Annotated in this window: 16 protein-coding genes; all 16 read right to left on the reverse strand. The window is 22.7% G+C overall.

The features are described from left to right. The 16 genes from cmr1 to JRV97_RS01170 all read right to left on the reverse strand — a co-directional run bounded on the left by cmr1 (position 1) and on the right by JRV97_RS01170 (position 14,481). Positions 1-1,131: a type III-B CRISPR module RAMP protein Cmr1 gene (cmr1, locus tag JRV97_RS01095; protein ID WP_280999444.1), complete on the reverse strand. Its 1,131-nt coding sequence runs from the start codon at positions 1,129-1,131 to the stop codon at positions 1-3. A gap of 61 nt (positions 1,132-1,192) precedes the next feature. After that, complete coding sequence (locus tag JRV97_RS01100; protein ID WP_280999446.1) at positions 1,193-2,107, reverse strand: protein kinase family protein; 915 nt, start codon at positions 2,105-2,107, stop codon at positions 1,193-1,195. Next, positions 2,097-2,888, reverse strand: a complete 792-nt coding sequence (locus JRV97_RS01105) for a PIN domain-containing protein (RefSeq protein ID WP_280999448.1) — start codon at positions 2,886-2,888, stop codon at positions 2,097-2,099. The genes JRV97_RS01100 and JRV97_RS01105 overlap by 11 nt, the downstream gene beginning before the upstream one ends. Positions 2,889-2,930: 42 nt before the next feature. Continuing rightward, entirely contained in the window at positions 2,931-4,262 is a 1,332-nt protein-coding gene (locus JRV97_RS01110; protein ID WP_280999450.1) for a vWA domain-containing protein, read from the reverse strand. 77 nt (positions 4,263-4,339) lie between these two features. Next, positions 4,340-5,158, reverse strand: coding sequence for a coiled-coil domain-containing protein (locus JRV97_RS01115; protein ID WP_280999452.1), 819 nt, complete (start codon positions 5,156-5,158; stop codon positions 4,340-4,342). An 89-nt stretch (positions 5,159-5,247) separates the two neighbouring features. After that, the gene (locus tag JRV97_RS01120) at positions 5,248-5,391 is read right to left on the reverse strand and encodes a hypothetical protein (protein ID WP_280999453.1); all 144 of its coding nucleotides are present in this window, start codon (positions 5,389-5,391) and stop codon (positions 5,248-5,250) included. Between the two features lie 182 nt (positions 5,392-5,573). Then, positions 5,574-6,149, reverse strand: coding sequence for an FHA domain-containing protein (locus JRV97_RS01125; protein ID WP_280999455.1), 576 nt, complete (start codon positions 6,147-6,149; stop codon positions 5,574-5,576). Beyond that, positions 6,149-7,660 carry a protein phosphatase 2C domain-containing protein gene (locus JRV97_RS01130; protein WP_280999457.1) on the reverse strand — a complete coding sequence of 504 codons (1,512 nt, stop codon included), beginning with the start codon at positions 7,658-7,660 and terminating at the stop codon, positions 6,149-6,151. Before JRV97_RS01130 ends, JRV97_RS01125 begins: the two co-directional genes overlap by 1 nt. Before the next feature lie 11 nt (positions 7,661-7,671). Next, on the reverse strand, positions 7,672-8,859 hold the full coding sequence (locus JRV97_RS01135) for a protein kinase domain-containing protein (RefSeq protein ID WP_280999459.1): 1,188 nt from the start codon (positions 8,857-8,859) through the stop codon (positions 7,672-7,674). A gap of 11 nt (positions 8,860-8,870) precedes the next feature. Next, positions 8,871-9,293, reverse strand: coding sequence for a hypothetical protein (locus JRV97_RS01140; RefSeq protein WP_280999460.1), 423 nt, complete (start codon positions 9,291-9,293; stop codon positions 8,871-8,873). A gap of 42 nt (positions 9,294-9,335) precedes the next feature. Next, complete coding sequence (gene cas2 / locus JRV97_RS01145) at positions 9,336-9,605, reverse strand: CRISPR-associated endonuclease Cas2 (RefSeq protein WP_280999462.1); 270 nt, start codon at positions 9,603-9,605, stop codon at positions 9,336-9,338. Positions 9,606-9,607: 2 nt separating this feature from the next. Beyond that, a complete protein-coding gene (gene cas1b, locus JRV97_RS01150) occupies positions 9,608-10,600 on the reverse strand; it encodes a type I-B CRISPR-associated endonuclease Cas1b (protein ID WP_280999464.1) in 993 nt (330 codons plus the stop codon). A 12-nt stretch (positions 10,601-10,612) separates the two neighbouring features. Further along, complete coding sequence (gene cas2 / locus JRV97_RS01155; RefSeq protein WP_280999466.1) at positions 10,613-10,879, reverse strand: CRISPR-associated endonuclease Cas2; 267 nt, start codon at positions 10,877-10,879, stop codon at positions 10,613-10,615. 9 nt (positions 10,880-10,888) lie between these two features. After that, positions 10,889-11,140 carry a hypothetical protein gene (locus tag JRV97_RS01160; RefSeq protein WP_280999468.1) on the reverse strand — a complete coding sequence of 84 codons (252 nt, stop codon included), beginning with the start codon at positions 11,138-11,140 and terminating at the stop codon, positions 10,889-10,891. Between the two features lie 32 nt (positions 11,141-11,172). Then, complete coding sequence (locus JRV97_RS01165; protein WP_280999470.1) at positions 11,173-11,979, reverse strand: hypothetical protein; 807 nt, start codon at positions 11,977-11,979, stop codon at positions 11,173-11,175. Positions 11,980-12,066: 87 nt separating this feature from the next. Further along, positions 12,067-14,481, reverse strand: a complete 2,415-nt coding sequence (locus JRV97_RS01170; RefSeq protein ID WP_280999472.1) for a hypothetical protein — start codon at positions 14,479-14,481, stop codon at positions 12,067-12,069. Between the last annotated feature and the right edge of the window lie 10 nt (positions 14,482-14,491).

Genomic DNA, 14,491 nt, shown 5'->3' on the forward strand with positions numbered 1-14,491 from the left:
TTACCCCCTAACATTATTTTTTAATTCTTCAATTAATTCATCATAATTTTCATTCCCTTTTACAAAAATTCTATTTCTACTTTTTTGAAAAATTAATTTAGAATCACTATTTGTTAATCTGCTTTTTAAAACTAAAAATCTAATTGTATAGCCACTATTTTTTTTATGAACTGAAATAAAAAGTGGTGAAGCTTTTCTGTCTGTTTCTCTGGGTTTTAATGTATAATTACTACCTCTTAACCTTCTATGCTGTCCATCCCATGTTTTATAGTTTATTGGCAATCCTAAAATTGATTGATGAAATATTATGTCTCTTTCACCATTGTTTCTTTCAACTTCGTGTATAGCACTTGTAAATGAATCTCCACCTTTTCTTCTTAACCTTAATTTTGTTTTTGTATAAATACCCTTTTGATTAAAGTTTCGAGCTGTTCTAAATAAATAATTATATACATCTTTGAATGAATTATTATTTTTGTTAATTGAAAAACTTTTATAATAACCCCTGACTAATACCGGATAGTCAGCAACTTCACCATTAAATTCTGTAGGGTTTAATTCAAACTTATCATTTGAAAATATTTTTTTGTTTTCTTCATCTAATTTATTCAATATATCATTTAGTGTAATATTAGTTATATTGTTTATCTTAAAACTTCCAAATCCTTTTCTTGATTTAGCACCAAATCCACTTACTAAAGATGTAAGAATTAATAAGTCATTTAATAACTCTTTCACTTTTTCATCTTTTATTACAAAAATTAATTTAATTTTTGAATTTTCTTTTAAAAATTCCCTATTTTCTACACCATATATACCATATTTATTATACCTACCAGGTGCGAATTCATCAGTATTTCTGCTTTTTTGTAAATCAATTTCTTCGATAATAACATCAAATGTGGATTTTATTTTAGTTGAACCAAATATTAACTCCTCTGCTTTTTTCAATCCAATATAATTTTCTTCTCTTCCATCATAATGATGAATATTTAATATTCTTGGTATAACTGCTCTAAACCAAAATCTTAATACTCCTCTAACACTTTGTGATGTTAATTCGAAAGTACTTCCATTACGGCTTGCAAACATAGGCGAAATAGTTGTTATTTCGTACTCTAATAAATTCACATTTTTACCCCCTATTGTTAAAATTTAAATTTATATACTATACATTATACCATATTTATAATTATTTTGTAAATTCTCTACATTTTTCTTTAATATCTTCAAATTTTTCCATTCTATTTACAGGATTTGGATCAATTAAATCTAAAATAAATTGCATTACATTTTGACTTTCAAAATAATTTAAATAATATTTTGCATTATATATTAAATCACCAGTAATTTCATTATTTATATATGCTCCTTTCGTAACAATATCAAAAAGCAATATACCAATTTGATATGAAACTATAGTTTTTGCTTTTATTTTTTTATTTCCTTTAGATTTTATGTATTCAATTAGTTCAGGTGGTGTATATCTTTTATTTATTATGCTTCCATATAAATTTTCATTTGTTATTACTTTATCATCAATGTATCCATTAATATGTCTGCTTATATATCTTAACCCTTTAATTTTTAATATATCATCTTTTTGAACAATTATATGTTCTGGAAATATTCCTAAATGAATCAAATTTTTATTATATAAATCTCTTTGAAAGTCTATTAATGATGGAATTATACTTCTCATAATTCTTTTTAATGCTATTTCATCTTGATCTTTTTTAGTATTTGAATTATATTTTACAAAAAAATTGTTTTTTATAGCATCTTTCATTATTACTCCATCAAAATAATCCATATATACTATATTATTTTTAAAATCTACTATTTCTGGTAATTGATTGCTGGAAGCTAAATTATTTACTTTTATTATTCTTTCTAATATTTTTTGTCTTTTTATTTTTTTTTCTTCATTATCTGAAACAGGCAAAATATAACCTAATACAATATTATCTTTTAATACATCTTTTGTATAAAATCTAATTTTAAATGTTTCACTAAAACTATTTATTTTTGAACTAATGATACTTTCTTTGTTAGAATAATTTTTGTATTTCTTCCATTCCAAAATATCATCTCCTTTATATTTCATTTATGTCTCTTACATCTATTCCCAAACCTCTAGCTTTTAACTTTAAATTTTTATCTGAAGTTATAAATATACAATCTTTTTCTTCCAATGCTACTGAAAGAATTATATTATCTGCTTTACTCATATTTAATTCTGGTGGTAAATTATTTACATTACCTAATTTAACTTCAATCATATTATTTTTTGTGTATTTGTCTAATTTTTTATGAATCTTGCTAATATTATGTTGCAAATCTTTTTTTCTTTTTAAATTGTCTAATTCTTCTAATATTTCATATGGTATTATTATTCTGTTTTTTTTAGATATTAATTTTTCTATTATTCCAATATCGTTTATTAAAACATTTGTATCTAAAATTATTTTTTTATTTTCTATAGTAATTTCATCAGGTATGTCATTTCCTTTGCTTTCTCTATTATTTATTATGATTTTTATTCCAAGCATTCTATTAATTATTATTTTGTCACCATTATTTAATTCATATCTTTTATCTTTAGTCATTATTTTTTTATTAAATATTACTTCATTATTTGATATATCCTCTATATAATATTTTCCTTCCAATCTTAATATTCTTAATATTTTTCTTGAAAAACTTTTTTTAGAATCAAATTCTGAAATATCAATATCAGATTCTACACTTCTTCCTATAATCGCTTCATCATATTTTAATTCTTTTGTCAAAACTATTTTGTTTTTTAAATAAAACTCTAATTTCAATTTATCTTCATTTTCTTCTTCAATATCAAATAAATTTTCAAAAATTTCAGCATATTTCAATCTTTTCACCTCCAAAAAAGCCCCGCTAAATGCGGGGTAAGGTTAAAATATATCATTATATAATGAATCTAAATCTTCTTCATCTGTTATAAATCCTTCATCATTTATTTTTGTAGAGGAATTTGAAGCAGCTATTAATAAATCATTTGGTATATTTTTGGTTATTATATATTGTTCTTTTATTTTTCTATAATTTTCTGCTATTTCATCTTCACCTATTTCTTCAGCTCTTTCTATTATTTCATCTAATGTTTTTAATACTCCTCTATCATTATTTTTATTAATATATTCATTTAAATAATCATCTAATCTTTTTATATTACATCTTTGAACTATATCTTTTACACTTTGATATTCATAATTTGATTTTTCATAATCACTTGTCATATCTATTACAATATCTACATTTTGTTCTTTTCTTTCGTTTGTTGCTGGTATATGATAGCTTAATTTTGCTGACATTACTCTAAATTTTCCATCATATTTATTTCTTGCTGAAGGTATAGCTATTTCAAATACATATTGATAGAATCTATTATTTTCAATATCATCTAATTTTATTTTATATATTCTTTCTTTATCTAATTCCATTTTTCCATAATATGTTGTTTCAGGTACTGCTCTATAATAATCATTAACTCTAACTTTTTCTGATACTTTTATTTCTATTTCAATTTCATTTACTACAACTGATTTAGATCTTTTTAATGCGCTTTCAAATACTTGTATTGATTGTGAAGCATTTTTTATCCAATCTGTTGTACCTCTTCCTGGTTTTACGATTTTTTCAATAAATGAGTAATTAAAATCATTACCTATTCCAAGTGCTGTTATACTTATATTTTCTTCTGCTATTAAAGCACCTTCTCTTATTCCATCTTCTTCTCTATCTTCTACAGGTAATCCATCTGTTAAAAATATAATTTTTTTTGTATTTCCTGTGTTTATTTTCAATATTTCTCTTGCTTTAGCCAAAGCTGCTGAAATATTTGTTGCTCCAGATTCACTATATGCTTTTTCAACTGCATCATTAAATTGTTCTTCTGTTAAATTTTTTGCATGATCCAATATTACAACAGGATATGAATGATATATTATTAAACTTATACTATCTTCTGGAGTTAAAAATTGATATAAGTTTTTAGTAGATTTTACAGCTGTTTCTAATTTTGTTATTTTACCTTCAATATATTCATTCATTGAACCTGATACATCCAAAACAATACAGAAATCTGTTCCTTTTACTGCATATTCTTCTTTTCTTAATTCTTCTCCAGGTTTTACTTCTAATAATAAATTTACATATGTATCTTCTTTTGAGCCAGAATAAACATAAGGTTTATCAAAGTTATAAGATAGTACTAATTCTTTCAAGTTAATACCTCCCTTTATTTTTGATTTTTCAAATTATCAACAGACATTAAAAAAGGCCAGGTTTTCCTGGCCATACATTATTCACCATCAAATAATTTATCAATTTCTTCTTTTATATTTGTTTTTGTTTCAACTTCATCTAGTTCTTTTGTTAGTTTATTTATATCTTCTAATCCTTCAGAATTCATAGTTTCACTTTTTGCATCATATTTCATTATTTCTTCATCTAATGCTTTTTCTATTTCTTCACCTGTTTTTGTATATTTTCCTGTCATAAAATCTTCTTCAAATCCTTCTAATTCTTTTTTCATATCTAATTTCATTTTCTTTGCAGTAACTCTTGCTAATCTTGCTTTTTCTTCTTCAATTTTCGTTCTATATTCTTTTAATAATTTATTTGCATTATTTAATGATTCAGTTATTTCTCCGTATATTTCTTTTTTTAATTCAAGTTGTTTGCTTAAGTTTTCATCAATTTCATTTTTCAATATTTCTGCTTTTTCTTTTAATTCATTTAATTTATATTTATTTGTACCAATTTCAACTTCATTTTTTCCTTTATTTTTAGCTGATCTGTAAATTTCTGCTAATTTATTTATTTTTTCTTCATAATCTTTTATTTTTGATTCTATATCTTCTATTTCTTTTTCTAGATTCATTTTTTTTACTTTTACTTCTGCAATTTTTTCTAATTTACTATTATATTCATTTTCCATATCTTCTATTTCTTTTTTTATTAGTTCAATTGAGCTTTCAGCTGTATTACTTTTTTCAATTTTTTCTCTTTGTGTATCTACTTTTGCCATAAATCCTTTTGTTGAGTCTGGAAATACTATTGCTAAAACCACAAAAACAATTACAACTCCTACAATTAAAGATATTAATTTTCCACTCATGCTCTAACCTCCCATTAATAAATTTGTTTTTCAAATTATAAATAGACATTTGAAATTTTTAGAATTAATCAGGGAGAATACTCCCTGATTTAAATTAAAAGCCCAATAATTGCTAATATTATTGCCAAAGGCCATGTTCCAGATACTGCTGTTCCAAACATTGCAACTCCTATATGAGATCCTATAATACGACCTAAAATAGCTAATCCAACACTTTGTATTAACTTTCTCATTTTTCTACCTCCCTTTTAACAATTTTGTTTTTCAAATTATTATTAGACATTTAAAAATGGTCAGAGAAACCTGACCATTTTTATAATTTATATTTAGTTTTTGAATATGAAATTTTAATATTTATTTATTCTAAGTTATTTATAGACATTTAATTTTGTCATTAAATATACATTTTTAGTGATTACATAAATGAAACTTGAATTCCTATTTTTTTGGATATAATTATTTTATCAGCATCATTTAATTTTATTTTTTCTCCAATTTTTACAATATTTTGATTTAAATATATAGGTGTTTTTTTTGTCAATCTTAATAAATAATATTCATTATTTTCTCTTATTATTTTTATATGTCTTTTGCTTATTTCTTTTTCTAAATCAAAATCTTCTAAATCTATATCTGTTTCTGGATTTTTTCTCCCAATTAATATTTCGTCATATAAAAAATTTTTTTCTATTAATTCTTTCTTACTAGAATATACTTTTATTATTATTCCAGCTGTTTCTGCAATATTTTCTATTTTTTCAGTTTTTTCTATTTCTGCATCATCTAAATTTTTATTAATTTCATAATCGCCAATAGTTTCATCTAATTGATTATTTTCATGTACTACATTTAATACTTTTAAAAATTCATTCATTTCTTTTTCTATTTTTTTTTCAGTTTGTTGCTCTTGAATAATATATCCACCACACTCACAAAATTCTTCTGGATAGTCGTCTTCATATTCTCTTTGGCAATTTAAACATTTTTTCATTATTTTTCCTCCTTTTTATATATAGGATTAAATAAATGTAATGTTATATTATCCGCTGCTTCATTGGATTCTAATTCACAAATTATTTTTATTGCTGCTACTTTCAATTTATTATATTTTGAATATATTTTAAAAAAATCTTCTTTAAAAAAATCTTCTTTATTGTCTTCTTCTCCTTTCCAATAGTCCAATACTCCATCAGAACTTACAAGTACTATTTCATCATCTAATAATTTTGTTTCTGAATAGAAATAATTGATCTTTTCTGGTACAATTTCATTTTCTATTTGTTTATATTTCCCTATATATTCTGTTAATGATGATTCTTTACCTTTTAAATTTCTTTTATTAATTAATTTTTCTCTTTTTATGTTATGTTCTATATTCATTTTTAAGATATAATCTTTATTCATTATAAATATATTTGAATCTCCTACTGATGCAATGTATAAGTTATCATTGTATAATATTACTAATGCTAAAGTACTAGCCATAATATCAGTTGCATTAAATTCTTTTTTTAATTCTTTTGCTTTAATCAATATTTTTTCATTAGATTCTTTTAATATATCTTCAATAAATCTTTTTACTGTTTCAGTGTTAATATCTTTTTCTTTTAATTCATCCCATTTATTTAAAATAATTTCTTTAACTATATTTGAAGCTATTTTTCCATTTCCCACTTTAGCTGTTGATACACCATCCATAACTGCAAATATAGCTTTTTCATTATATACATCTTTAAACCACGAATCTTGATTTACATCATCTAAAAAATCATCTTCTTCCTTTAATTTTTTACTTCCTTCAGAACTTTTAGTTGCTCTTGCTATTTTTTCAATTAATTTTTTTTGTGTTTTTCTTCTTTTTCTTCTTTCCAAAGTTTTTAAAAATATTTTTTTAGATTGCTTGATTGAATAATCGTTATATAATGACTTTTTAAACCAATATTGTAAATCATATTCTCCCATTTCTTTTAATTTTTCTTTTACGTAATATTTTTTTTCCTTTATTTTTCCAATAGATATATAATCATCACCAAATAATAATCTTGCAAATATTTCTGCTATCAATGTTGAATTATTTAAATCAAATTTAGAAATTTTTGATCTTATTGATATTGGCATATTAAATTTTTTTAATTCAACTATATCATATTCGCTAAATATTGGGTAATATAGAAATATATATGGTTTTAACTCTTGATCAAAATATATAGATTTTGGATCGATTATAAAAAACTTATAACCGTTTTCTTCTGTTTTTTCCATTAATTCTAATAAATTCAAAGTCATATTTATTACACTTTCAATATCATTATTTACTTCTTTAAAAGGTTTTAATTTTTCATCAAATAAAAATAAAACTTCATTATTCTCAAAATTTTTTAATGGATATTCTATATTTTCTAAATTTGGTTTTTCTTTAAATATTTTGAAATCTGTTATCCATTCAACATTGTTAAATATTAAAATATCCCTTTTTTCTATTCTTGATTCAATATATGCCAAATTAATCCCTCCTATATCGATGAATTTATATGATATGCACTGCTTACATTTCTTAATGCTATAAAAACATCATTTAGCATTTCCTTACAATCAAGATATCTTTTATTTATATCTTTTTGTGATGCCTTTTCTATTATTTTTACTATACTTTGATGTATATTTAACTTTGAATAATCTAAATTTGCAATCCCTTTTTCATTTGTATAATTTGATAGATTTTCTTCAGTAAATAAGTCATACATCATCACACCTAATGTATATATATCTGCTCTTCCATCAAAAGGTAAATTCCTATCTTTTATTTCTGGCGCCATATAACCTGGTGTTCCAACTCCTCTGTTTATAAATTTTCCATTAGGATTTATTATAGCAACTCCTCCTAAATCTATTAATGTAAATGTGTTATTAGGGCTTGCTATTATATTGTCTGGTTTTAAATCTTGATATACAAATTTTGCTCCTTTGCTATTTCCTTTATGCATATCTTTGAATGTTTTTAATAATTGTTTGGCTAATTTTAATACGAACATTTGCCAATAAGGAGATTCCCTATCTATATTGTTATTTTTTATATAATCAGATATAGTATCTCCATCAATATATTGCATTACAATATATGGTTCATCATATGCTAGTTCATTTAAAAATTGTTTTCCAGGAATAATTTTTCCGTCAGGCCAGTTTATTGTTGGTGCGTACCCTTTTACGTAATTACATAGTACAGGTATATTTGGAATATTCATTTTTTTTAATGCTAATAATATAGCTTTTTCTATTTCAATATCTTTTCTTCTTTTTTCTATTATTTCCTTACTATCTAAATTCGTTCTTTTTATTTTGTTTTTATAATTATTAGATTTTATTAATACTTTTCTACCAAATAAAACTTTATCTTCAGCTATTAATATCAATCCAAATCCGCTATTTGCACTTAATATATCTTGAACAATATATCTACCAGAAATCTCAGCAGGAACTAAAAATTCTTTTCCATTTTTTATTATTTTTAATACATTTTCAGCTACTTGTTCTTTTTTGTTTTCATTAACATTCTCATTGAATTCTTGATTATTTTCATTAATATTTGTTGTTATTACATTGTTATTTTTTTCTGATTCTCTTTCATTATTTTCTATAACTTTTTTTTCGTTATTCATTACTGATTTATTATAATTTAATAGTTTTTTCAAAAATTCCACTTAATCACCTCCTATTTTACTTCTATCCATTCTCCTATTACATATGGATTCTCTTTTTGTTGAAATATATCTCTTTTATCTACTGCAAAAAAGCTTTTATTTTTCACATTAACTATTTCCTTTATTTTTCCAATTACGTATTGTAAAAATGATGTTCCACCACTTAAATTAAAATATATTTCTTCAGCATCATTTAAATATTTTTCTACATTTTTTATTTTTTCATCAATTTCTTCAAATCCATAAAAAGGATTATTAAATTTTATTACTTTTATATTTTTTAAATTAAAATCTGATTTTTCAGCAATTTCACTTATTTTTTCTGCACCTTTTTCTGATGTAACAATAATACATAGATCTGGATTTGTGCTTTTTAAAGCTGTATAAACAACTCCTGGTGATGTGCCTAATGGTGTAATTAAAATTTTACTCATACTCTAGCCTCCTCTTTAATTTTTCAAATTATTACTAGACATTTATTTAATTATTAATCCTTCAAATTTTGTTTTTACTACTCCAAAATCAAGTCTTATAAAGTTTTCTTTTGAATTGAATATATAAAATATAATATTATCTTCTTCTTTCTTTATAATTTTGTATAAATCCCTTTTTAATTTTTTGAAATTACCCTGAGTTATATATCCTTCAAATGTTGAATTTTGCTGCCAAATTAAATATTTTTTCATAATTTTATGTATTTTACCTACTCTTTCTTCGTTAACATCATATACACTTATTAAATACATACTCATAATTTATATGGTTTATATTCCTCCTCTCCTTTTAAATGTTTTATTAGTTTATAACATTCATATCTAATTAAATTTTTGTATGATATTTTTTGATCTTTATATAATGTAATTTTTGTTTCTAATCTTTTTTCTATTTCTTCTATTAATTTAATTTGACCAGTTTTTGATAAATAAACACCTTCATTTACTGGAGTAAAATCTTCATCTTTTTTTATTATATTTTTATTTATCAAAGTTATAATACTTCTATCCACAATAATTGGTTTAAAAATTTCTGATACATCTAAATTTAGTGAGAATTTTCGCATATTTGGTTCATGTAAAAAAGAAATTCTAGGTTCTAAAGATGTTTGATATATTTCAGCTAATGTAATATTGTATAATATGACATTTCCAAAACTTATCATTGCGTTTATCTCATCTTTAGGTGGTTTTTTCGTTCTTTGTTCAAAGGTGAAATTGTTTTTATTTAAGATAATACCTAACCCTTTATAATAATTTTTTCGAATATTTCCTTCTATTGCCATTACTGCATTTACATTATTTTGTGAATCAACTGTTTTCTGTAATGATCTCATTAAATTTATTATTTTTTCTAAATCATTATAATTTTTCTTGTAATTTTCCAAAACTCTTATCATATTTTCTGATGAACCTTCAACAAACTTTTTAGCCACTTTTAATCTTTTATCTTTGTTTATGTAATTTTCATATTGTTTAATCATTGTTAAGCCTATTTTATTCATTTCTCTAGGATAAAATGCACCTATATAATTTCCATAATAATCATAAAAATACGCGGGTATTTCTTCCTTTGCAAAAAAATGCAATAATCTTTTGTTTAAAGTAACTTCAGAAAAGAACATTAAAGATGATATGTTTTTTAAAGGAATATGTAATGAATTTTTATTTTTATCTTTTGGTTCTATATATAATGTACTATCCTTTCTTTTTAATTCGCCGTCTAAAAATACATAAATAGTATCCATTCTTCACCCCCTTTATACAATTATATTTGATGTTTTACCTTTTGATTCTCCTAATATATAGGTTCTGGGTTTCATAGAATTTTTCATTATATACCAGTATATTGTGTCTACATTTTTATCCAATATTTTTTCTACAGAATCTTTTAATATTTTAAAATCTTTTTCGGTAATCTCTCCTTCTAAAACAGAGTTTTGAATCCAATTTAAGTATTTTCTCGACTTTTTCAATACCTTTGCAACCTTTTTTGGATTTACATCATATACCATAATTACATACATCTTTTCCCCTCATTTAGAATAAATCTTAAAATTGGCATTTTTAAAGATATCAATAACTATATTATCTTTAGCAAAAACATAAACATTTCTATATTTTTCTAGTACTTTATTGTTTTCTATTTTTCTTTTTGGTATATAAAAAATTGTTGCCCCTCTTTTTCCTTTAGCTTTTCTTCCATATCTCATAATAATAAAAGCATCATTTTCTCTTAAACCATATTTTGATACTTTTCTTCTTACATTTTCTGATATTTTAATCAAGATATCACCCCTTTCAAATTATTAATAGACATTTAATTATTATCTTTCTTTTTTATTCCAAAAATCCCTGCAATTAATCCATTTGTTGCAAATAATCTTTTATGAAAACTCATACTTTTACCTCTAATACCAGAATATGGTTTTACTCTTCCACCAAAAATATTTGCATCCTTAAAAAAATGTAATGAAAGGCCTATCCAGGCACCATTTACTAATACATCTTCTCTTAAAGAAAGGTTATATATTGTTTTCCAAAATATATTACTAGGTAAATAACCATATTCTTTTGATTTTTGAACTAGTTTTAATATAAATCTTAAAGAGAATTCCAAAATAAATCCTATAATAATTGAATGAAAAAATATGTTTCTATGACCACCTATGCCAAAAAGTTTTATATCTAAATCGGGCACCCCGCCTTCTAAATCTACTCCACCAGCTGTTATTAATGTCATTAATGAAAATAATAATACATTTACTATTTTTCCTTTTTTTTCTTTAAAAGTTAAATTATTAAACTCTGTATATTTTTCTTGAATAATCTTTTTTGATTCTGATAAAATATTTTTTGGAATATACAATAATTTTTTAAATTTAAATTTTTTTATATCTTCTATTTTTATGCTTTTTAAAAACTCACTCGTTGATTTTATTACTTTTGGAATTGATTTTATTATTTTTATTAATTGATGACCTTTATTAGTAAATGTAAAATAAATACTTTCTTTAAAAGAATCTATAAGTATTTCATTAAAATCTGATTCTTTCAAATTATTAATCATTAAAATGAGATCTTCTTTGATTTCTAAATTAGACATATAGTTTTTCATATATCCCAAAACACCCCCTCCTTTGAGAATTATTTTTTCAAATTATAATTAGACATTTAAAATAGCAATATAAAAAATAGCACCCTAAGGTGCTATTTAATAACTTATAATAACTTCTTTTATATTAATATCTTTTGCTAAGTTCGAATTATTAAATTCATCAATAATATCTTTTTTTATTTTATCTAATGTAGAATTATCGATTTCTGAAACTTCTATATTTTTTATTAATTTAATATGCAATTTCTTATTATTATCTTTATTTGAATATTCCAACCATTCTGGAATAACTGCTGAAACAGATTTATGTTTATTAAAGTGTCCAAATTGTCTAGCTTTAAATGCTATTTTATCTATTAATTCAAACATATTATTCATATTATCAATATTTTCATATACATAACCTTCTAATTTTTCAGCTTCTTTTTCAACTAATTTCATATCATCAATAAGTTCTTTTTCGTTATTTATTTTAGTATGTTTTGATAACTTATCTTTTATTATATTTATTGAATTATAATAATTATCATTTATTTCATAATTGCTTTTTAATTTATCAATCAAATAAATGATTTCATTTTTAGTTCTTTCTATCCTGTTTTTATGATAATTTTCTGTAACTACTCTATCAGCTTGTACATCTGTTCCATCAATGAACTTTAACCATTTTGCTAAATACATTGTTATTCTTTTTAATAATTCATCATCTGGATTAAACACATCTTCTAATTTTCTTATATCTAAATTCATTATTTCTGCAAATTTTTTATTATTTGACTCTCTATCAACTCCCAAATATCCTCTATGATATTTACATATCATCTTTATAGAAGAAACGACTTCTAATGTTTTATCTATAAAAATTTTTCTTAATGATATACCTTCAAAATCATTTTCTATAGCTAATACATCATAATTATAATCTTCAATTAATTGTACCGTTAATTCATTATGCAAATCCCTTACTAATGAAGGTAATGAATCTAAATAGAATTTATTTCCATTCCTATCTTTAAATATAGGGTACGTATGTCCTAAATCATGAACATTAATTGATACACCCAATAAAAAGTAAATTAAATCCTTATAAGTTATATTTTTTGTATATTCTCTATTTAATTCTTCTTCATTAAATGGTTTTAAAAATTCTTCTTCTCCTATTGTATTAATTAAATTAACTGTGAATTCCATTAACCTTTTACTATGTCTTTGTGAATGTTCTACTGTTTCCGGTATTTGATCTCCTATCCACATTTGTGACCATTTTTTTATTATTCCATATTTCAAATAATTTTTTAAATCTTCATTTTCTATTAAATCAAAATATCGTTCTCCATAGCCAAAAGGCATTTCTCTTTTTTCTTTAAAGCTATTAATTATTTCTCCAATAGGATAAAAAGGTAATATTTCATTATCTCTTATATTTAATATTTCATATAATTCTTTTGGTATATCAATTATTTCTTCAAAATTTGTATTATTATATGACTTGAAAATAGCATTTAATTCATCGATATAATTATAATCCCAATCTATTCCAAAAGCTGGAATTTTCACTATATCAAATTGTCTTTCATATTTATAATAAAAACTTTTTCTATCAAATAATGCATATAATGCCATTATTACACCAATATACTTTATTCCTGGAGCTATATCAATTATTACTTCTTTTTCTTTTTTGAATATCTCATCCAAATACTCCCATATTTCATTTAAAGTATTTTTTGATGTTTCTATATTTTCAGTATCAAAATAAATTTTTCTATACTCAACATCTATTCCAAAAAATTTTTGAATTGCATATTTTAAATAATAATATATTTTATTTAATTCATTTTCATACTCTAAACCTAATTCTTCTACTTCTTCTTTTGTTATATTATTGAAAGGATAATATATGAATAATATGACTTTTTTTATATTAAATCCCTTATTTTTTAATATTTGAAGTGTTTGAAGTTCTGGAGATCTATCTATATTTTGGAAAGTAAGATCTTTTAAAAAATCCAATTCCGTTTTATTTATTTTTTTTGATTCCCTATTAATATAATTTTCAAAAGCAATTCCTACAGGCATAACTACAGTAATATCACCTATTAATTTATTTTCAATAAAATCTATTAGTTCTTTTATTGATTTCATTCCTTCTTTTTTTAGATTTTTAGCTATATTTTTATTCTTATATTTCAACATTTCTTTTTCGTTTAATTTTTTGAAAGAGTAAATGCCATATTCTTCTAAAGATTCAAAATTGACTTTTTTAGATTTTTCTTCAACTTCTAATATATGTTTTTCTTTTTTATCATATTCTAATAAATCTTTTATTTCAAAATATTCATCTAATACTATTTCAGGATCTTTTTTGTATATATGCCTTATCTTTAATACTACTGGAGAATCATATAATTTGTGTATATCCTCTTTTTCTGGTAAAAACGTTTTTTCTTCCTCAATTCGTACTTCTGGATTAGCTGTTTTTTCTTTAATTGTTTTAGTCCATCTTTTCATTATTCCAGTT

The sequence above is a fragment of the Marinitoga aeolica genome (assembly GCF_029910535.1).
Taxonomy (GTDB): domain Bacteria; phylum Thermotogota; class Thermotogae; order Petrotogales; family Petrotogaceae; genus Marinitoga; species Marinitoga aeolica.